Here is an 18,131-nt window from a genome sequence, read left to right as displayed (position 1 = left end):
TGACTTGCCCGGTTTTTGGTTATTTCGCGATGAGCATGTGTTCCTCTATGCCGGCATCGAACTGCAGGCGGGCAAGCTTCGCGTAAATGCCGCCATGGCGGATCAGGCTCTGATGCGTGCCCTCCTCGACGATGCGGCCCTGATCCAGCACGAGAATGCGGTCGGCCTTCAGCACGGTTGCCAGGCGATGGGCGATGACGAGGGTGGTGCGCCCCTCCATCAGGCCCTCCAGCGCTTTCTGGACAAGGGTTTCGCTCTCGGCATCGAGGGCGGAGGTCGCCTCGTCGAGCAGGAGAATCGGCGCATTCTTCAGGATGGCACGGGCAATGGCGATACGCTGCCGCTGGCCGCCGGAAAGGGTGACGCCGCGCTCGCCGACCTGGGTGTCGTATCCCTTCTCCAGACGCGTGATGAACTCGTCCGCCTGTGCGGCGACGGCTGCGGCCCGGACTTCGTCCCGGGAAGCGTCGGGACGGCCGAAGGCGATGTTGTCATGGATCGAGGCGGCGAAGATCGTGGTGTCCTGCGGCACGATGGCGATGCGCTCGCGCAGGGCGTCCGGCAGGACATCGCGCGCATCGACGCCGTCTATGGCGACGCGGCCCTTCTGCGGATCGTAGAAGCGGAGCAGCAGCGAGAAGACGGTGCTCTTGCCCGCCCCCGACGCGCCCACGATGGCAACCGTCTCGCCAGGCTTCACCGAGAAGGAGAGCCCGTGCAGGGCGGATCTGCCGGGCCTCGACGGATAGAAGAAATGAACGTCGGAAAACTCCACGCGGCCTTGCGGCGGCTCCGGCAGGGGCAGGGGATTGGCCGGGGGCGCAATCGGCGATACCTCGGCAAGCAGCTCGCCCAGGCGATCGGCCGCGCCCGCGGCCTGCGACAGCTCGCCCCAGACCTCGGACAGCGAGCCGAGCGAGGAGCCGGCGATGACGGAATAGAGCAGGAACTGGCCGAGCGTGCCGGGCGACATCGTACCGGCAAGCACGTTCTGGGCGCCGACCCAGAGAACCGCGACAATGCTGCCGAAGACCATGGCAATGGCGAAGCCCGTCAGCAGCGAGCGGGATTTGATCGCCGCCCGCGCCGCCCGATAGGCATCCTCGACGGCGGCGCCGTAGCGCTGCGAGGCGGCGGCCTCGCCGTTATAGGCCTGGATGGTGCGGTTGGCCGCGATGGTCTCGTTGGCATAGGCCGACGCCTGCGCCAGCGTATCCTGCGCGGCGCGCGAGCGCTTGCGCACCGAGCGGCCGAAGCTGACGAGCGGCAGCACGATGATCGGTATGGCGATCAGGACGATGCTCGACAGTTTCGGGCTGGTGACGATCATCATGATCACGGCGCCGAGACAGAGAATGAGATTGCGCAGCGCAACCGAGGCCGTGGCGCCGACGGCGGACTTGATCTGCGTCGTGTCGGCCGTCAGCCGCGAGACGATCTCGCCGGACTGATTGACATCGAAGAAGGAGGGCGACAGCCGCGTGACATGATCGAAGACCTCGCGGCGCATGTCCGAGACGATGCGCTCGCCGATGGAAATGACGAAATAGTAGCGCAGCGCGCTCGCTGCGGCGAGCAGCAGGGCCATGATCATGATCGCGACGAAATAGCTGTCGATCAGGCCACGGTCGACCTGATCGAAGCCATGATCGATCATGCGGCGGACGGCGACCGGCAAGGCGAGAGAGGTGACGGCGGCGACCACGAGCGAAACGAGCGCCCCGGCCACCATGCCGCGATATCGCCTGAGGTATGGCGCCAGTCGTCCAAGGGGACGGATTGATCTGCTTTTCTTTTCCTCTGCCTGGCCAGTCTCTGACAAGTCGTCTCCAATCCCCATATCAGCAAGGGACTTGACGTTTCGCCCCTTGTTATCGCCGCTGCCTTCATGTATAGGCACGCCATCTTAATTGGAAGCCGTGGCCTTTAGCGGACTGCGGCTTCATTTATTCAATCGGTTCGGTTGCCGCAATGGCTTGCGACAAATGGACCCTGGCATGACAGGAAGATTGTTATGAAGGCCAACATTCATCCCGACTACCACGTAATCAAGGTAGTCATGACCGACGGCACCGAATATGAAACCCGCTCGACCTGGGGTTCCGAAGGCGCTGTCATGAACCTCGATATCGATTCCAAGTCTCATCCGGCTTGGACGGGCGGCAACCAGCAGATGGTTGACCGCGCTGGTCGCGTTTCGAAGTTCAACAAGCGCTTCGGCGGTCTCGGCATCTAATCGCTCCGCGATATGCTGTTTGAAAAGAGCCCGGCTTTGCCGGGCTTTTTGCGTTGGAATAGATCTTCGGCGCCTCATCGCACGCGACGCAGATAATCGGCGCGGTCGAAAGGGTTTATACCCGCGCGGTCTCGCAAACGTTGCGGCCCGGCCAGCGGCGCATAATGGTCAAATGTGTGATCCAGGACGCCCGCTCCGCCTGACAATCCCGGCAGTTGTCTTTGGAGATTCTGGATCATGGATGAAGCCACCGTGTCCTCCAACCGCGCCAGTCCCTCATCGATCAGCGATTTCCTCAGCGATGCGCCGGATTTGGCGAGGAGGCTATGCACGCCAGCCAGAGCCGTTGCCGGTATCTCGATGTGAAAATGCTCGATGGGTTCGCAGAGCGTGGTTTGCGCCGATGACAGCGCGGATGCGAGCACCAGCGGTGTCAGCTTGCGGAAATCCGCCGCCGTGCTTGCCGGCGAGGTCTGCTTTGCCGCGGTCATCGCAACATGGCAATCGATGACCTGCCACCCCAAAAGACCTTCCTTCAGCGTTTCGAACGTGGCTTCCTCGACTGCCCGGTAGAAGCTCGCGGGCATCTGGCCGACATCCACCTCCAGGGTAAAGCTGTTGCCGGCGCTCTCCGGTCGCGGCTCGACGCGCAATCCGACCGTTGCGAGAAACGGGTTGGGCTCCTTGAATATCTGTTCAATCGCACTCGCCTTTCCGACGAGCCTCTCGACGTAGATGACGGTGCTTTCCTCGAAGACGACGTCCAGGCCGAACTCACTCAACAGCGTCGCCTGAATGACCTCCTTCTGTACCTCGCCGTAGAGCGAGACGTATATGTCGCCCGTCTCCTCATTGGCACGCAGGTTGATGAGGGGATCCTGCTCCGCGAGCTGGCCAAGAGCCAGCCAGAGTGCTGCATCTTCGGAACGCCGCATGGGGCGAATGCGAGTTTCGAGGGTGGGTGGCGCGAAGTGGCGAAGCGTGCCGGGTGGGCTTTCGGTGCCGATCCAATCGCCGATGCGGGCATTCGAGAGGCCGCCGACCTTGGCGATTTGTCCCGCGCTGATTTGTGTGGCCTTGTCTGTCCGGCCCTCCCGGAACAGCTGAAGACTGCCGATCTTTGCCGGGCCGTTCGCCGTTTCGATGTCGTCGCGAAGGCCGATCGTGCCCGACGACAGGTGGAGATAGGCAAGCTTCTCGCCGCCCCATCCGCGTTCGATCTTGAATATGGTCCCGGAAACCAGGCCGTCAGGATTCGGATGCTGGCTGGGCAGCAAGGTCTCTATCGCCGAGATCAGGGCAGGGATGCCAAGACCTCGCGTCGCCGCACCGGCAAATGCCGGATGGATCAGAGACATCGCCACCTGGTTGCGGAGGGCTTGTTCCAGTCGCTGCCGCGTCAGCCGCTCGGAGGCCAGAACGTAATCTTCCAGCAAAGCCTCGTCGTTGGCTGTAAGTGTTTCGCATAGACGCGAGAAATGGGGATCGGTTCCGATGTCGGCAGGCGCGACGGTGGCAAGCCTGCTGCCGGCATTGCTGACATCAGACATCGCCATGGGGCGAACCGCCAGCTGCGTCGCAATATCCACGAGAACCTCCTCATAGCGCGCGCCGAGGCGATCGACCTTGTTGATGAAGAACACGAAGGGTATGGCGAGGCGTCGCAATGCCCGGACGAGCACGCGGGTCTGCGATTGCACGCCCTCGACAGCCGAAACCACGACCACGGCCGCATCGAGTAATTGCAGAATGCGCTCGATCTCGGCGATGAAGTCGGGATGGCCTGGTGTGTCGATGAGGTTGACGGTCACATCGCCGATGGTGAACGAGACCACCGCCGCAGCGATGGTGATGCCGCGTTGTCTTTCAAGCTCGAGGCTGTCGGTCTGTGTGCTGCCGGCGTCGACGCTGCCGAGCTTGTCGATTATGCCGGTGTCGAAAAGGAGTCGTTCCGTAAGGCTAGTCTTGCCCGCGTCTACATGGGCGAGAATGCCCAGATTCAATGTGCGCATGGTCCATCATCTTCTCAGAATTTCGGATTTGATTTTCGTGAGAAGTGAGTCGGCGCATTGGGTCCTCCACGCACAGTCGATATCGGTTTGCCCACCCTTTGAGGAAGGCGGCCACTCTTTTTTACAGATGCTTCGCAAAATCCGTCAAGCGTTGCGCGGCTTCTCCTTGGGGCTTGGTCGTTGTGTGACGCTTTTCCGGGTATGAGACGACGGCCCAAAACAAAACCGGCCGCGCATGGCACGGCCGGTCCAAATTCTCCGTCAATGGTCCGATCGGCTCAGGTGCCGCTGAAAGCCGTCTGCAGCAGCGTGAGCTGCGCCTTGACGCTGTTCTGGTTGTCCGGAACGATGGCAGCTTCCGTGGGGCGGTAGATTTCGCGGTCGAGGAGGGCGACGCGGTTCTGCAGGCGAAGGGAGCGCTCGACGAGATCGCGGAAGGATTCCGGCAGATCGTTCCAGCCGGGCGCGGCACGGTCCACATTGAAACCGTCGAGGCGAACCTTGTTCTTCTCGGCGAGCACCTGATCGCGTGACATTTCGCCGTTGTTGACGGCACGCTGCAGCAGCAGCCAGGATGCCATCTGCATGAGACGGGTCGTCAGCCGCATGGATTCGGCGGCGTAAAGCACGGAGGCCATGCGCGGGAGAACCTTGGAGGCAGCACGGCCCTGGCCGTCGAGATAGCCGGCGGTTTCCTCGACCAGCGACATCCCCTCAGAATAGAGTGCCCTGAACTGCGCCGACGATGCGGCGTGGCCAGCGAAGCTGATCGTGTTCAACCCAAGTTCCGACATCGAATAAATCCCTGCTTCACGCAACACTTTTGTTCAGGAAAGGCCGGTCAAGTCCCTAAGAGCTTTCGGCACCCGCTTTTATGACTTTAAGATGCTGGTTTTAACTGAAATTCGCAAGGTGATTCTTAAGAAAGGGTTAATCTCCACAGTTTCGGAAAGGGGCGTGATACAGAGCAAAAAAGAAGAGCCGCAAAAGCGGCTCTCAAGGTAAAACAGGGAGAAAAATCAGACCAATTCGCCAAGTCGAGGAACTGTCTGAGTCCAGAGCGAATCTGGATGATCATAGTAATATGTCGTAAAGCTTAATATTCAGTTGAACATGCCATAATCTGGCCCGCGCCGCCCGGATTTTGCGCCGCCGCCGGGGGCTTCAGAAGCGAAAAAGACCCTCTGCCGCCTTGCGGCCGGATGCCTTGGTGGCGATTTCCGCTTCCAGCCGGACGATCTCGCCCTGAAGCAGTGCGACACGGTTTTTAAGCTCATCCACCGACAGCAGCGACAGATCGCTGCCGATTTCGTGAACGGACGGCTGCTTCGGACGATCCTCGTCGAATATGCTCATTTCGGCTCCTCCTTCCCCGTCGGGGGATCAGGTGCCGTAATTTACAGTTATATCGTCCTTTTTTGAAGTCTCGCTGCGCGCGAGCGACATGCTTTCCGGCGTGATCATCTGGGCATTGGCGGACGGCATGGTCGTATAGGAATCGCGATCGCTCGCCGGCCTGGCGGCGCGACGGCGGCTGCGGAAGATCGCATAGGCCGTGATCAGCACATGGGCGGTGGCGGTGACGAAGAACAGCGAATAGGGGCCGACGGAGGACATGACCGGGCCGCTGAGCGTCGGACCGATGATGGTGCCGATCCCATAGAGCAGCAGCAGGCCGCCCGAAACCTTGACGAAATCCTCCGGCGCGGCGAAGTCGTTGGCGTGGGCCACGGCGATCGGATAGAGGGTGTTGGCGACCGCGCCGTAGATCACCACCATGCCGATGAGGAAGAAGGGGCTGCCGGGCTTCAGCAGGAAGAGCAGAAGGCCGTCCAGCGCGGCGATCGCGGCCATGCCCGCCAGCACGTAGCGGCGGTCGATGCGATCGGAAAGGCGGCCGGCCGGCAGCTGCATCACCGCTCCGGCGAAGATGGTCATGCTCATCATCAGCGCGATATCGCCTTCGGAAAGACCGGCATTGGCGCCGAAGACGGCACCGAGCGTACCATAGGCGCCGTTGGCGATGCCGACGAGCAGGATGCCGAGCGAGGCGACGGGCGAATTGCGGTAGAGCGCCTTCAGGTCGAGGCTGACGGCCTTCAGCGGCTGCGGCGAGGCGGCGGTCGACAGCGTGGTCGGCAGCATGGCGACGCAATAGCAGATACCGCACATCATGAAGAGAATCGGCGTGTGGATATCGGCGAAGGGCACCATCATCTGGCCAGCAACGGCGCCGATCAATGTGATGCCGATGTACAGCGAAAAGATCGCGCCGCGGCTCTCATTGGTGGCGCGCTCGTTCAGCCAGCTCTCGATGATCATCGAGGTGCCGGCGGTGCAGAAGCCGGTCACGGCGCGCAGCACCACCCACCAGGTCGCATCGACGACGATGCCCGTCAAAAGTGCGATGATGGCGATGACGGAGATGAAGCCCGAGAAGGCTCTGACATGGCCGATGCGCCGGACCAGTTTCGGCGCGGTCAGGCAGCCGAGCACGAAGCCGGTGGCCCAGGTCGTGCCGAGCAGGCCGAGCGTGGTCGTGGCATAGCCCTCCGCCGTGCCGCGCACGGGCAGCAGCAGGCTATGCAGGCCGTTTCCCGTAAACAGGAAGAGCGTGCCGAACAGCAGAGCGAGTACGGGCAAAATATTTCTTTTCATGCTCCCCACCTTCATGCGGATCCGTTTAAGGAACCGATAAGGCAGGATCCCGCCCTGCCTGTTTTCACTATTGATTGTGTCCCGGATTGCCGCTATCGGCGTGTAGAAGCAGTCTGTTGGCGCGGAAAAATGTCCGTCCTATGACGATTAGAGCATGATCGCGAAAACTGCGCAGCGGTTTTTGGTCGCGGTTGTGCTCACTCTTGCGCAAACGGGGAAAAATAGCGTGACAAAAGCCATAGGGGTGCTGCTGCTGCTCGCCATGGTGGTGCATATCATCAAGCCCCTGGGGCTGCCGGGTCTGAGGCGCAGGGCCGATTTCTGGAAGATAGCCATCTTTGCCTTTGCCATCTGGACGGTCGCATTGCTCGTCAACGAGGTATTTTAAGGCGGTTTATGCCCCGCGCGGGCGCTTGTGGAATTGCTTTAAAGCAGGATCTCGCCGCGCATGACATGAATACTGCGGCCCGACAGCAAGACTTCGTTTACCGTGCCGGCAGATTTCCTGACATGGACACCGATGAGGCTGCGCCTGCCCATCTCCACACCCTGCTCGATGGTGATTTTCACCTCCGCATCCTGTGCCGGAAGCAGGGAGGCGAGATAGGCGCCAAGCGCCGCCGAGGCGCTGCCCGTCGCCGGGTCTTCCGTCACATTGTCGAGGGGCGCGAACATGCGGGCGCGGATATGCCAGGGGTTTTCGGCCGGGCGCACGTAGAGAAAGAGCGAAAAGCCGGTCTTGTCTTCCCGGTGCCGCGCTGCCGCCTCGGAGAAAACGGCCGCATTCGGCCATGCTCTCGCAAGCGTTTCGAGGCTGTCCAGCTCCGCGAAAGCAAACGGCAGGCCGACGGAGGCGAAGGTGGGGGCATGCGTGGCCCGGCAGATGGATTGCGCGTCGATCTGCACGCAACGCGCAATCAGGTCGTCGGCAATCGTCTCGCCGATCGCGAGATTGCCCGGCGCACGGATGCTCGCGCCGATGATCTTGCCGTCTTCGCGCAACAGCGTCACATCCACCAGCCCGGCATCCTCTTCAAAGATCAGCCTGTCGCCTGCGTGCTTTCCGAAGATGTCTGGCTGCTGTGCGATGACGAAAGCGGTGCCGACATTGGGATGGCCGGCAAAGGGGATTTCGGCCGTCGGCGTGAAGATGCGGACGCGCGCCGTATGGTCGGGGTTTTCGGGCGGCAGCACGAAGGTCGTTTCCGAATAGTTGAACTCGGTCGCGATCTTCTGCATGGCATCGCCGCTCAGGCCGCGGGCATCGGGGATAACGGCCAGCGGATTGCCGACAAAGCGCTCCGATGTGAAGACGTCGACGGTGACATAGGCAACGGCGCTCATGGCGGCTCCCGGGAGTTTTGATGAAGCTGCAAGGATTTAGCCGCTGCCTGGACAAGTGCGAAAGCGGGAACTTGTGCCCATGACAAGTTCCCGCTTTCGCTGATCGCCGAAGCCGAGAAGCAAAAAGCCCCGGCCACATCGCGACCGGGGCTCTGCTCATTCTAAGGCGTGCTGGAATCAGGCGGCCTTTTCACGTTCCTTCGTCCAGTCGCCCTTGGCGGCGAGATAGTTCATCTCGGCGCGGTGCGTAAAGGCGCGCTGGCCGGCGGCGACATTTTCCGCCTTGCCGCCCCATGCCTTCAGTGCGCTGTCCTGCAGGGCGCGACCGTAGGAGAACGTGACCTTCCAGGGCAGATCGTGGCCGGAGTTGATGGCGGAGAGATGCGCGGTCGCTTCCTCGGTCGACTGGCCGCCGGAGAGGAAGGCGATGCCGGGCACGGCGGAAGGGACGGTCTCCTTCAGAACCTTGACGGTACGTTCGGCCACCTGCTCGACGGAAGCCTTGCGGGCCTTCTTGCCGTCGATCACCATGCTCGGCTTCAGGATCATGCCTTCGAGCTTGACGCGGGCTTCCGCCAGTTCCTGGAAGACGATCTGCAGCGTCCAGCGGGTGACGTCCTCGCTGCGGTCGAGGCTCTGCGTGCCGGGTTCGCCGTCCATCAGCACTTCCGGCTCGACGATCGGGACGATCCCGGCCTGCTGGCAGAGAGCGGCGTAGCGGGCAAGCGCGTGGGCATTGGCCTTGATGGCGCCATAGGTCGGCAGCACGTCGGAAATGGCGATCACGCCGCGCCACTTGGCGAAGCGGGCGCCGGCGTCATAATATTTCGCCAGACGGTCGGCGAGGCCGTCGAGGCCTTCGGTGACGGTTTCGCCGGGGAAGCCCGCCAGCGGCTTGGCGCCGACGTCGACCTTGATGCCGGGAATGCTGCCCGCAGCCTTGATGATATCCACGAAGGGAGTGCCGTCCGCGGCCTTCTGGAAGAGGGTTTCCTCATAGAGGATGACGCCGGAGATATACTTCTTCATTGCGTCGTCGGAGCGGAAGAGCATTTCGCGATAGTCGCGGCGGCTCTCTTCCGTGGAAACGAGAGAGATAGCGTCGAAACGCTTCTTGATCGTGGCGGTGGATTCGTCCGCCGCCAGGAGGCCCTTGCCACCGGCAACCATCTTTACGGCAATGTCTTCAATGCGTTCGCTCATTTTGTTTCTCCAAGGCGATTTCAGTCGGCGTCAAGAACAATATAGATCGGCGATAACAGAAGTGTAGAAGGAGGGAAATGGTGGGCTAACTAATTGAAACGATTGAAATGATTTCAACCGTTTGAATGTTTTGGACATCATCCTAGCACTCATGCAAAAGCCGCGAAAGCGTTTGCTTTCGCGGCTCCCGTCATTCATGGCGAGGGGCTGTTTACCTGCCGGACTGCAGAACGGCGACGCCCGGAAGAACCTTGCCTTCCATCCATTCCAGGAAGGCGCCGCCGGCCGTGGAGACGTAGGTGAAGTCGTCGGCAACGCCGGCGTGATTGAGCGCCGAAACCGTGTCGCCGCCGCCGGCGACGGAGGTGAGTTTGCCGGCCTTGGTGCACTCGGCGGCATATTTGGCAACTGCAACGGTCGCAGCATCGAAGGGGGCGATTTCGAAGGCACCGAGCGGGCCGTTCCAGACCAGCGTCGTGGCGCGGCCGATCCAGCTCTTGACGGCTTCGATCGACTTCGGGCCGACATCGAGCACCATGGCATCGGCCGGAATGGCTTCGATCGCCACGACTTCGTTATCGGCGCCGGCCTTGAATTCGCGGGCAACGACGCCGTCTTCCGGCAGGACGATCGCGCAGTTGGATGCGGCGGCCGCGATCATGATCTGCTTGGCGGTATCGGCCAGATCGTGCTCGCAAAGCGACTTGCCGACATTGGTGCCGCGGGCGGCCAGGAAGGTATTGGCCATGCCGCCGCCGATGACAAGCGCGTCGACCTTCTTCACGAGGTTCGTCAGCAGATCGATCTTGGTGGAAACCTTCGCGCCGCCGACGATGGCGACGACCGGGCGGACCGGATTGCCGAGACCCTTTTCCAGGGCTTCGAGCTCTGCCTGCATCGTACGGCCCGCATAGGCCGGCAGCAGGTGGGCAAGGCCTTCGGTCGAGGCGTGGGCGCGATGGGCAGCCGAGAAGGCGTCATTGACGTAGATGTCGCCATTGGCGGCGAGCGACTTGGTGAAGGCCGCATCGTTCTTTTCCTCTTCCTTGTGGAAGCGGGTGTTTTCAAGCAGCAGGATGTCGCCGTTGTTCATCTTGGCAATAGCGTCGGCGGCCGGGGCGCCGATGCAATCGGAAGCAAAGAGTACGGCATGGTCCAGAACTTCCTCGACGGCCGGCACGATGAGGCCGAGGGAAAGATCCGGCGAGGGGCCATCCTTCGGGCGGCCGAAATGGGCAAGCAGGATGACCTTGGCGCCCTTTTCGGACAGTTCGAGAATCGTCGGAGCGACACGTTCGATGCGGGTCGCATCGGTGACCTTGCCATCCTTGACCGGCACGTTGAGGTCGACGCGCACGAGCACGCGCTTGCCGGTGATGTCGGTGAGATCGTCGAGGGTCTTGAAGGTTGCCATGGGAGGATCCAATGTTGTTGGTGGCGAAAATCGCGCCGACCATACTACGGATGGTCGGAGACGCAAGGTCATTCAGGCGTCGTTTTTGCCGGTATTTGAATCGTTTGAAACAGTCTCTTGCGAGCGTTCCCGCCGCTTTTGCAGGTAGGCGCGGACGCTCTTCAGAATATGGTAGAGATTGATGAAAATCGGCAGGATGACGGGTGGTTCGACCGCCTCCAGCGACATGCCGACGGCCTGAATGTGATCGTTCTCGTCGAGATCGCGGACGATGAGGATGATCTCGCCCAGACGCACGCGATCCGCATAATCGGCCTTGCCGCCCAGGCGCTGGCGCATGAGCTCGGCAATGGTGAGGCCCTTCTCCTGCTCGCTCAGCAGGCCCGGCCCGTAGGCCGCATCGAGATCGGCGGCCGGGCGCAGCGGCGAGATCGAGAAGGCGCCGAAGAATTCGGCATCGTCCGGATCGACGGGAGCGCGGCTGGCGAAGAGACGGTCGAGCAGGCGCGAATAGTTGGGTGAGATGAAGAGATAGACGATGTCGTTCTCGCGCAGGCGGCCGGCATATTGATAGCGCATGGACTTGCCGTCGCGCACGACGAGCGAGGGCATGGCCCAGCGGGGGATGCGTTCGCCGCGCAGGACGGGGCTGTCCTTTACCACGCGATAGGAGAGAAGCTCGTGGTTGACGGTGCCGGGCAGGTCGACTTCGACCTTGTCGATCGCGCCCATGCGCGGGGGGACGATGAGGCCGAGGCGTTTCGCCATGGGCTTGATCGTCCAGCCCTGGACGAGCAGCGACACGAGCACGACGATGAAGGCGACGTTGAAATAGGTCTGGCCGGCTTGCAGGTTGCCGAGGATGGGCATGATCGCCAGAAGAATGGAGACCGCGCCGCGCAGGCCGACCCAGGCGACGAAGCCGGTTTCGCGCTGGGTGTAGTCGAAGGGCAGCAGGCAGAGCCACACGGCGATCGGCCGGGCGATGAAGATCAGGAACAGAGCCAGCGCCACGGCAGGAACGGCGATGGCTGGAAATTCCGATGGCGTGGCGAGCAGGCCGAGAACGAGGAACATGATGATCTGCGCCAGCCATGTCATGCCGTCCTGGAAGCGCTTGATCGAGGCCGAGGCCGGCATCTTGCGATTGCCGGCGTAGATGCCGGCGACGTAGACGGCCAGGAAGCCGCTGCCACCGACGGCACCGGTGAAGGAGAAGACCAGCAGCGCCAGCGCCAGCACGAAGATCGGCGTCAGGCCGCGATCCGTTTCCAGACGGCTGACGATGAGGACGATCATCATGCCGCCGAGCAGGCCGAGAATGAGGCCCAGCCCCATCTGCTGCACGAAGGTGATGAGCATGGCGAGATTGATGCCCGCATAACCTTCGCCGCTTGCCAGCAGCTCGACCAGCGCGAGCGTCAGGAAGATCGCCATCGGATCGTTGGTGCCGGATTCGACCTCCAGCGTCGAACGCACCTTGTCGCGGATGTTGATGCCGCCGATGCGCAGCAGGAAGAAGACGGCGGCGGCATCCGTGGAGGCGACGATGGAGCCCAGCAGCAGGCCCTGCAGCCAGGTGAAGCCCAGCAGCCAGGTGGCGGCGAAGCCGAACAGCGCCGCCGTCACGATGACGCCGACGGAGGCGATGGTCAGCGCCGGGGCGGCGGCAAGCTTGAAGGCCTGGATCGGCGTGCCATAGCCGGAATCGAAGAGGATGATGGCAAGCGCCAGCGAACCGAGAATATAGGCGAGATAGTTGTTGGAGAATTCGATGCCGAGCCCATCGGTGCCGGCCGCAAGGCCGATCATGAGGAAGAGCAGCAGCAAGGGTGCGCCGAAACGGAAGGCGAGGAGGCTGGAGAAGGCCGCAATCAGAATAAGGACCGTGCTGATCAGCACGATGACGTAAAATGCCTCCACCTTTTATTCCCCTTTCCGTGCGCCGCGGCTGGGCAAAAAGCCCGGAATGCCGGAGTCCCCCACTCTCCACCATGCCGCCGCGCCTGGCAAATCGGCAAACACGAAAATCGTTCGGAGAAGAGCTCGAAGATTGAAACTCTTTCCGGCGACTGCAACGTCATGGTGTGATGCGCTTTGCCAGAACGGCAAAGCGGCTTGGAATGCCCTGGGAGACGTCCTGCATGAAAATTTACTGGTAAATCTGGACGATAGCAGGGCAGCGACGAAAAAAATCAAAATGTTTTTAAGACGATGCGCGGGCAGGCATTGTCGGCCTCTCAGGGAGCGACGCGCCGGAAATAGATCGGATAGTCGATCACCAGCCCATCCTCGTCGACCGGCAGATCGACGGTGAAATTCCTGTCTTCAGCGGCGTAGCGGTAAAGCTTCTCGGGCACGAGGCAGGTGTAGTGCTGTCCGTCGCGCAGCGGTTCGAACGTGTCGAACGGGATATAGAGCATCGAAAGCTTCGCCGTCCCGTCGTCCGGCGTCATCTCCAGCCTTCGTATCGGCAGGCTGTTGGTGAAGGGCGAACCGTAGAGATCGATATCGATGCAGCCGTCGAAGTGCGGGAGGGCCACGCCATCCTCGGTACGCCAATGCCCCGCGCCGTCCGATATCAGGACGAGACGGCGTCCATCGGTCGTCTCGACGGAAAAGGAGAGGACGGCCCAGCCGGCGGTGCAATCGATGCGGTAGGAGACGCCGTAGGGCGTGCCGCCACGTCCGCCAACGATAATGCCGGCGGCGCGGATGGCCGCGCCGCCGGCATTGTTTATGGGAGCGATCGTCAGGTGCTCCAGCCCGTCTCCTTCCATGGGACGCCAGCGGACCGTCGTCGGAAGGAGCGGGCGGAAGGCCATGATCAGATCAGTTTTGCGAAGGCGACGGCCGTGTCGGCCATGCGGTTCGAGAAGCCCCATTCGTTGTCGTACCAGGACAGGACGCGCACGAAGTTGCCTTCCATGACCTTGGTCTGGTCGGTCGCGAAGATCGACGAGTGGCTGTCATGGTTGAAGTCGCGCGACACCAGCGGCTCGTCGGTGTAGCCGAGGATGCCCTTCAGCTTGCCGTTCGATGCAGCCTTGATGGCTTCGTTGATTTCGCCGACCGTCGTTGCCTTCTTGGCCACGAACTTGAAGTCGATAACCGAGACGTTCGGGGTGGGAACGCGGATCGACGTGCCGTCGAGCTTGCCCTTCAGGTGCGGCAGAACGAGGCCAACGGCCTTTGCGGCGCCCGTCGAGGTCGGGATCATGGACAGGGCTGCGGCGCGGGCGCGATACAGGTCCTTGTGCATGGTGTCGAGCGTCGGCTGGTCGCCGGTGTAGGAGTGGATGGTCGTCATGAAGCCGTGGTCGATGCCGACCGCGTCGTCAAGAACCTTGACCACCGGCACCAGGCAGTTCGTGGTGCAGGAGGCATTGGAGATGACCAGGTGTTCCTTGGTGAGCTGGTCGTGGTTGACGCCGAAAACGACGGTCAGGTCGGCGCCGTCGGCGGGAGCCGAAACGATGACGCGCTTGGCGCCAGCCGTCAGGTGAGCAGCGGCCTTGTCGCGGGCAGTGAAGATGCCCGTGCATTCCATGGCGATGTCGACGCCGAGATCGCGGTGCGGCAGGGTTGCCGGGTCCTTGATCGCCGTGACCTTGATCGGCTTGCCGCCGCCAACGATGATCGTGTCGCCTTCGACCTTCACGTCGGCGGGGAACTTGCCGTGGATGGAGTCGTAGCGCAGCAGGTGGGCATTGGTCTCGACCGGGCCGAGGTCGTTGATGGCAACGACTTCGATGTCGGTGCGGCCGGATTCGACGATCGCGCGCAGAACGTTACGGCCGATACGGCCAAAGCCGTTGATGGCAACTTTTACAGTCATTGAAGTTCACTCCCTTTCATTCAGGGTGTTTATCTATTGGATTTGAGAGCGCTTGTCAGCGCCCTCAGGAAAGCTTTGCCTCAGCGGCGGCGACAACGGCTTCCGTCGTGATGCCGAAGTGCTTGTAGACGTCCTTGTAAGGAGCGGAAGCGCCGAAGCCCTTCATGCCGATGAAGGCGCCTTCCGGTCCGATGAAGGCATCCCAGCCTTCGCGGACGCCGGCTTCGACGGCGACCTTGACCGGCGAGTTGCCGATGATTTCCTTGCGGTAGGCATCCGGCTGCTCGAAGAAGAGCTCGGTGCAGGGAACGGAAACGACACGCGTGGTGACGCCCTTGCCTTCCAGAACGGCGCGGGCGGCAACGGCGAGTTCGACTTCGGAGCCCGAAGCGAAGATCGTCACCTTGGCATCGGCATTGCCGGCCAGCGTGTAGGCGCCGAGTTCGCAGAGGTTCTTCTCGCTGTATTCCGTACGGGCGGCCTGCAGGTTCTGGCGGGTCAGCGCGAGACCGGACGGACGGTTGGTCGTCTTGATGGCGATCTGCCAGCATTCAGCCGTTTCCGTGGCGTCGGCCGGGCGGAAGAGCTGGAAGTTGGGGATGGCGCGCAGGCTGGCGACCTGCTCGACCGGCTGGTGGGTCGGGCCGTCTTCGCCGACGCCGATGGAATCGTGCGTCAGAACGTGGATGGCGCGGATGCCCATCAGGGCGGCGAGGCGCAGCGGCGGGCGGCAATAATCCGAGAAGATCAGGAAGCCGCCGCTGTAGGGGATGAGACCGCCGTGCAGCGCGATACCGTTCATGGCAGCAGCCATGCCGTGCTCGCGGATGCCCCAGTGCATGTAGCGGCCGGAAAAATCGGTCGGGGTGATCGACTTCATCTGGCTGGTCTTGGTGTTGTTGGACGGCGTCAGGTCGGCCGAGCCGCCGAGCGTTTCCGGAATGAAGCCGTTGATGACTTCGAGCGCGTCTTCCGATGCCTTGCGGGTTGCGACCGTCGGCTTGGTTTCCGCGAGCTTCTTCTTGTAGTCGCTGATTGCGGCGTCGAAGCCGGCCGGCAGCTTGTGGTCGAAGCGGCGGGTGAACTCGGCCTTCTTGGCTGCGTCGGCAGCGGCAAGGCGGCCTTCCCAGGCTTCGCGGACACCGATGGAGCGTTCGCCGGCGGCACGCCATTCACCGAGGATGTCGTTCGGGATGACGAAAGGTTCGTAGGGCCAGTTGAGCGCGACGCGGGTGGCGGCGATTTCCTCGGCGCCGAGCGGCGAGCCGTGAACCTTGTGGGTGCCCTGCTTGTTGGGAGCGCCGTAGCCGATGATCGTCTTGCAGGCGATCAGCGTCGGACGGTCGGACTTGTGAGCGGCTTCGATGGCGGCGCTGATGGCGGCCTGGTCGTGACCGTCGACTTCGATCGTGTTCCAGTGAACGGCCTTGAAGCGCATGATCTGGTCGGTCGAATCCGAGAGCGAGACGGCGCCGTCGATGGTGATGGAGTTGTTGTCCCAGAAGAGGATCAGCTTGTTGAGCTTGAGATGGCCGGCAAGCGCGATCGCCTCATGGCTAATGCCTTCCATCAGGCATCCGTCGCCGCACATGGCATAGGTGTAGTGGTCCTGCAGCTCGGAGCCGAATTCCTCGCGCAGCTTGCGCTCGGCGATCGCCATGCCGACGGCGTTGGCAATGCCCTGGCCGAGCGGGCCGGTGGTGGTTTCGATGCCGGTGGCATGGCCATATTCCGGATGGCCGGCGGTCTTGGAGCCGAGCTGGCGGAAGCGCTGCAGCTCGTCGACCGTCATGTCTGGATAGCCGGTGAGGTAAAGCACCGAATAAAGCAGCATCGAGCCGTGGCCGGCCGACAGGACGAAGCGGTCGCGGTCCGGCCAGAGGGGGTTCTTCGGATCGAAGCGCAGATATTTGCTAAAGAGAACGGTGGCGACATCAGCCATCCCCATCGGCAAACCGGGGTGACCGGAATTGGCCTTCTCGACAGCATCCATGGCAAGGAAACGGATCGCATTCGCCATCCGGTCGTGTTGTTCGCGAGAGTTCATGGGTTTTTCCGCAGTGTTCCGGGTTCGGGGGATGACCGCACGCTTGGGAGGGAGGGCCATCGGTTGAAAGGCGAGTGAAAGGGAGACGCTCTTGCGAACGCCATTTTCAACGTTGCCTCAGGCGGCTGAGACATAGCAGTTGGGGCGAGCAAGTCAATAAATCGAGGGCCTAAACCGGGCCTCCCAAGGCAATTTTTTAACATTTGCCCGTTCACTTTTACAAAAGACGACAATGATGCGACAAGGCCTGTGTGATCGGCAAAGGCGGCAGTCATCCACAGAATAGGGGGGGTGTCATATGCCAGCCTTTATTGACGTGCTGTTGCCGAGTTGAATATTGTTGCGAAATCAGACAAGTGGCCGGATGTTTTGATTCGGGCCTTGCGCGGAGAAGCGAAGGGTATGACACCTTCAGGCAAAACGGTGGACGCGGCGCTCGCCCAATTGCGCCAGGCGCTCTCGACTTTGGAGAGTGCCGTTGACGGACGGTTCGAGCGGGAACGTGCGCAGAGCGACATAGAAGGCGAGGTGCGGCGGGTTCATGCCGACCGCTCCCGTCTCGCACAGGAGTTGGACCAGGCCGAGTTCCGGGCGAACCGGCTCGAAGAGGTCAATCGTGAAGTGTCACGCCGGCTCGTCACGGCGATGGAAACCATAAGGGCCGTGCTGGACCGCTGATCCCTCGGGAGGCAGCCGTCGCAGCGCGGCAGTGATCGGAAAGTCGAATGGCACAAGTAACGGTAACGATCGACGGCAAAGCCTATCGGATGGCCTGCGAAGAGGGGCAGGAAGACCATCTGACGGACCTCGCCAATCGGTTCGACCGCTATGTCATGCATTTGAAGAGCCAGTTCGGCGAGATCGGCGATCTCCGGCTGACCGTCATGGCCGGCATCATGATCATGGACGAGGTGAGCGAGCTGACGCGTCGCGTCTCCTCGCTCGAAGCGGAGCTGGAATCGCTGACCAGCAATCGCGACACGACCCTGGCTGCCAATGCCCGCGCCGAGGAGACGCTGGCGAGCGTCATCGACGAAGTCACGACGCGCATTCACGGCATCACCGAGAAGCTCATAGCGCGGCCGAACGCCGAGCAGGCTTGAGTTTATTTCTGCGGATGCCGGCCGGCGCCCTCTGGTGCGGGGGCGCAATTCGCTCTATATAGCTTTTGCGGTCTGCGCTTCCCGACAGGAACCACAATCCCTGGGGCCATACTCGATCCAAAGGGAGCTGTCCCTGGCCAGGCCTGTGGGCCTGGACACACGGTGCCCACCTACGTTTGTAGGCACCCAGGATCGTAAACATCCATCGGTCGTCGCGGATCGCTCTCAAATTCTCATGCCGATGGCAAGGAAGGCGCCGCGCGGTTCTATTGCCGC

Annotated in this window: 16 protein-coding genes and 1 other RNA gene; 5 read left to right on the top strand and 12 right to left on the bottom strand. The window is 61.9% G+C overall.

Annotated elements, in window-relative coordinates:
• Positions 1-19 precede the first annotated feature (19 nt).
• The gene (locus ACJJVH_RS12250) at positions 20-1,840 is read right to left on the bottom strand and encodes an ABC transporter transmembrane domain-containing protein (RefSeq protein WP_113371082.1); all 1,821 of its coding nucleotides are present in this window, start codon (positions 1,838-1,840) and stop codon (positions 20-22) included.
• Between the two features lie 174 nt (positions 1,841-2,014).
• On the opposite strand from ACJJVH_RS12250, the gene rpmE reads away from it, so the two are divergent.
• Positions 2,015-2,236, top strand: a complete 222-nt coding sequence (gene rpmE, locus ACJJVH_RS12245) for a 50S ribosomal protein L31 (RefSeq protein WP_112800755.1) — start codon at positions 2,015-2,017, stop codon at positions 2,234-2,236.
• A gap of 74 nt (positions 2,237-2,310) precedes the next feature.
• On the opposite strand, the gene ACJJVH_RS12240 is transcribed toward rpmE, so the two are convergent.
• The 4 genes from ACJJVH_RS12240 to ACJJVH_RS12225 all read right to left on the bottom strand — a co-directional run bounded on the left by ACJJVH_RS12240 (position 2,311) and on the right by ACJJVH_RS12225 (position 6,906).
• On the bottom strand, positions 2,311-4,248 hold the full coding sequence (locus ACJJVH_RS12240; RefSeq protein ID WP_412064052.1) for a GTP-binding protein: 1,938 nt from the start codon (positions 4,246-4,248) through the stop codon (positions 2,311-2,313).
• 278 nt (positions 4,249-4,526) lie between these two features.
• Positions 4,527-5,042, bottom strand: a complete 516-nt coding sequence (locus ACJJVH_RS12235; protein ID WP_112800758.1) for a DUF1465 family protein — start codon at positions 5,040-5,042, stop codon at positions 4,527-4,529.
• A 370-nt stretch (positions 5,043-5,412) separates the two neighbouring features.
• Positions 5,413-5,604 (bottom strand): DUF1192 domain-containing protein, encoded by a 192-nt coding sequence (locus tag ACJJVH_RS12230; RefSeq protein WP_112800760.1) that lies wholly within the window; start codon positions 5,602-5,604, stop codon positions 5,413-5,415.
• Between the two features lie 27 nt (positions 5,605-5,631).
• Positions 5,632-6,906, bottom strand: a complete 1,275-nt coding sequence (locus ACJJVH_RS12225) for an MFS transporter (protein WP_113356295.1) — start codon at positions 6,904-6,906, stop codon at positions 5,632-5,634.
• A 154-nt stretch (positions 6,907-7,060) separates the two neighbouring features.
• Between ACJJVH_RS12225 and ACJJVH_RS12220 the strand changes: the two genes are divergently transcribed.
• On the top strand, positions 7,061-7,294 hold the full coding sequence (locus ACJJVH_RS12220; RefSeq protein WP_113371080.1) for a hypothetical protein: 234 nt from the start codon (positions 7,061-7,063) through the stop codon (positions 7,292-7,294).
• 38 nt (positions 7,295-7,332) lie between these two features.
• Here ACJJVH_RS12220 and ACJJVH_RS12215 read toward each other — a convergent pair whose 3' ends face one another.
• The 7 genes from ACJJVH_RS12215 to tkt all read right to left on the bottom strand — a co-directional run bounded on the left by ACJJVH_RS12215 (position 7,333) and on the right by tkt (position 16,752).
• Complete coding sequence (locus tag ACJJVH_RS12215) at positions 7,333-8,250, bottom strand: PhzF family phenazine biosynthesis protein (protein WP_112800764.1); 918 nt, start codon at positions 8,248-8,250, stop codon at positions 7,333-7,335.
• A gap of 177 nt (positions 8,251-8,427) precedes the next feature.
• The gene (locus ACJJVH_RS12210; protein WP_112800766.1) at positions 8,428-9,453 is read right to left on the bottom strand and encodes a class I fructose-bisphosphate aldolase; all 1,026 of its coding nucleotides are present in this window, start codon (positions 9,451-9,453) and stop codon (positions 8,428-8,430) included.
• A 211-nt stretch (positions 9,454-9,664) separates the two neighbouring features.
• On the bottom strand, positions 9,665-10,867 hold the full coding sequence (locus tag ACJJVH_RS12205; RefSeq protein WP_113371078.1) for a phosphoglycerate kinase: 1,203 nt from the start codon (positions 10,865-10,867) through the stop codon (positions 9,665-9,667).
• 72 nt (positions 10,868-10,939) lie between these two features.
• Positions 10,940-12,790 (bottom strand): potassium/proton antiporter, encoded by a 1,851-nt coding sequence (locus tag ACJJVH_RS12200; RefSeq protein ID WP_113356298.1) that lies wholly within the window; start codon positions 12,788-12,790, stop codon positions 10,940-10,942.
• A gap of 317 nt (positions 12,791-13,107) precedes the next feature.
• Positions 13,108-13,692: a putative glycolipid-binding domain-containing protein gene (locus tag ACJJVH_RS12195; protein WP_412064051.1), complete on the bottom strand. Its 585-nt coding sequence runs from the start codon at positions 13,690-13,692 to the stop codon at positions 13,108-13,110.
• 2 nt (positions 13,693-13,694) lie between these two features.
• Complete coding sequence (gap, locus tag ACJJVH_RS12190) at positions 13,695-14,705, bottom strand: type I glyceraldehyde-3-phosphate dehydrogenase (protein ID WP_113383710.1); 1,011 nt, start codon at positions 14,703-14,705, stop codon at positions 13,695-13,697.
• Between the two features lie 64 nt (positions 14,706-14,769).
• A complete protein-coding gene (tkt, locus tag ACJJVH_RS12185) occupies positions 14,770-16,752 on the bottom strand; it encodes a transketolase (RefSeq protein ID WP_112800776.1) in 1,983 nt (660 codons plus the stop codon).
• A gap of 402 nt (positions 16,753-17,154) precedes the next feature.
• Here tkt and ACJJVH_RS12180 point away from each other — a divergent pair, with 402 nt between their 5' ends.
• The 3 genes from ACJJVH_RS12180 to ssrS all read left to right on the top strand — a co-directional run bounded on the left by ACJJVH_RS12180 (position 17,155) and on the right by ssrS (position 18,080).
• Entirely contained in the window at positions 17,155-17,430 is a 276-nt protein-coding gene (locus ACJJVH_RS12180) for a DUF4164 domain-containing protein (RefSeq protein WP_015341018.1), read from the top strand.
• A gap of 47 nt (positions 17,431-17,477) precedes the next feature.
• Entirely contained in the window at positions 17,478-17,855 is a 378-nt protein-coding gene (locus ACJJVH_RS12175) for a cell division protein ZapA (RefSeq protein ID WP_112800778.1), read from the top strand.
• Between the two features lie 66 nt (positions 17,856-17,921).
• Positions 17,922-18,080: non-coding RNA, 6S RNA (gene ssrS, locus ACJJVH_RS12170), on the top strand.
• The last annotated feature ends 51 nt before the right edge of the window (positions 18,081-18,131 follow it).

This window comes from Rhizobium sp. SYY.PMSO, from assembly GCF_046840415.1.
Taxonomy (GTDB): domain Bacteria; phylum Pseudomonadota; class Alphaproteobacteria; order Rhizobiales; family Rhizobiaceae; genus Rhizobium.
Note: the sequence above shows the minus strand (reverse complement) of the source record. Positions and strands in the feature narration are given on the sequence as shown.

What these genes read in the sequence shown, in the direction of transcription:
- ACJJVH_RS12250 (WP_113371082.1), bottom strand. Translation starts at nt 1,840, where the DNA reads ATGGGGATTGGAGACGACTTGTCAGAGACTGGCCAGGCAGAGGAAAAG.
- rpmE (WP_112800755.1), top strand. Translation starts at nt 2,015, where the DNA reads ATGAAGGCCAACATTCATCCCGACTACCACGTAATCAAGGTAGTCATG.
- ACJJVH_RS12240 (WP_412064052.1), bottom strand. Translation starts at nt 4,248, where the DNA reads ATGCGCACATTGAATCTGGGCATTCTCGCCCATGTAGACGCGGGCAAG.
- ACJJVH_RS12235 (WP_112800758.1), bottom strand. Translation starts at nt 5,042, where the DNA reads ATGTCGGAACTTGGGTTGAACACGATCAGCTTCGCTGGCCACGCCGCA.
- ACJJVH_RS12230 (WP_112800760.1), bottom strand. Translation starts at nt 5,604, where the DNA reads ATGAGCATATTCGACGAGGATCGTCCGAAGCAGCCGTCCGTTCACGAA.
- ACJJVH_RS12225 (WP_113356295.1), bottom strand. Translation starts at nt 6,906, where the DNA reads ATGAAAAGAAATATTTTGCCCGTACTCGCTCTGCTGTTCGGCACGCTC.
- ACJJVH_RS12220 (WP_113371080.1), top strand. Translation starts at nt 7,061, where the DNA reads ATGATCGCGAAAACTGCGCAGCGGTTTTTGGTCGCGGTTGTGCTCACT.
- ACJJVH_RS12215 (WP_112800764.1), bottom strand. Translation starts at nt 8,250, where the DNA reads ATGAGCGCCGTTGCCTATGTCACCGTCGACGTCTTCACATCGGAGCGC.
- ACJJVH_RS12210 (WP_112800766.1), bottom strand. Translation starts at nt 9,453, where the DNA reads ATGAGCGAACGCATTGAAGACATTGCCGTAAAGATGGTTGCCGGTGGC.
- ACJJVH_RS12205 (WP_113371078.1), bottom strand. Translation starts at nt 10,867, where the DNA reads ATGGCAACCTTCAAGACCCTCGACGATCTCACCGACATCACCGGCAAG.
- ACJJVH_RS12195 (WP_412064051.1), bottom strand. Translation starts at nt 13,692, where the DNA reads ATGGCCTTCCGCCCGCTCCTTCCGACGACGGTCCGCTGGCGTCCCATG.
- gap (WP_113383710.1), bottom strand. Translation starts at nt 14,705, where the DNA reads ATGACTGTAAAAGTTGCCATCAACGGCTTTGGCCGTATCGGCCGTAAC.
- tkt (WP_112800776.1), bottom strand. Translation starts at nt 16,752, where the DNA reads ATGAACTCTCGCGAACAACACGACCGGATGGCGAATGCGATCCGTTTC.
- ACJJVH_RS12180 (WP_015341018.1), top strand. Translation starts at nt 17,155, where the DNA reads ATGACACCTTCAGGCAAAACGGTGGACGCGGCGCTCGCCCAATTGCGC.
- ACJJVH_RS12175 (WP_112800778.1), top strand. Translation starts at nt 17,478, where the DNA reads ATGGCACAAGTAACGGTAACGATCGACGGCAAAGCCTATCGGATGGCC.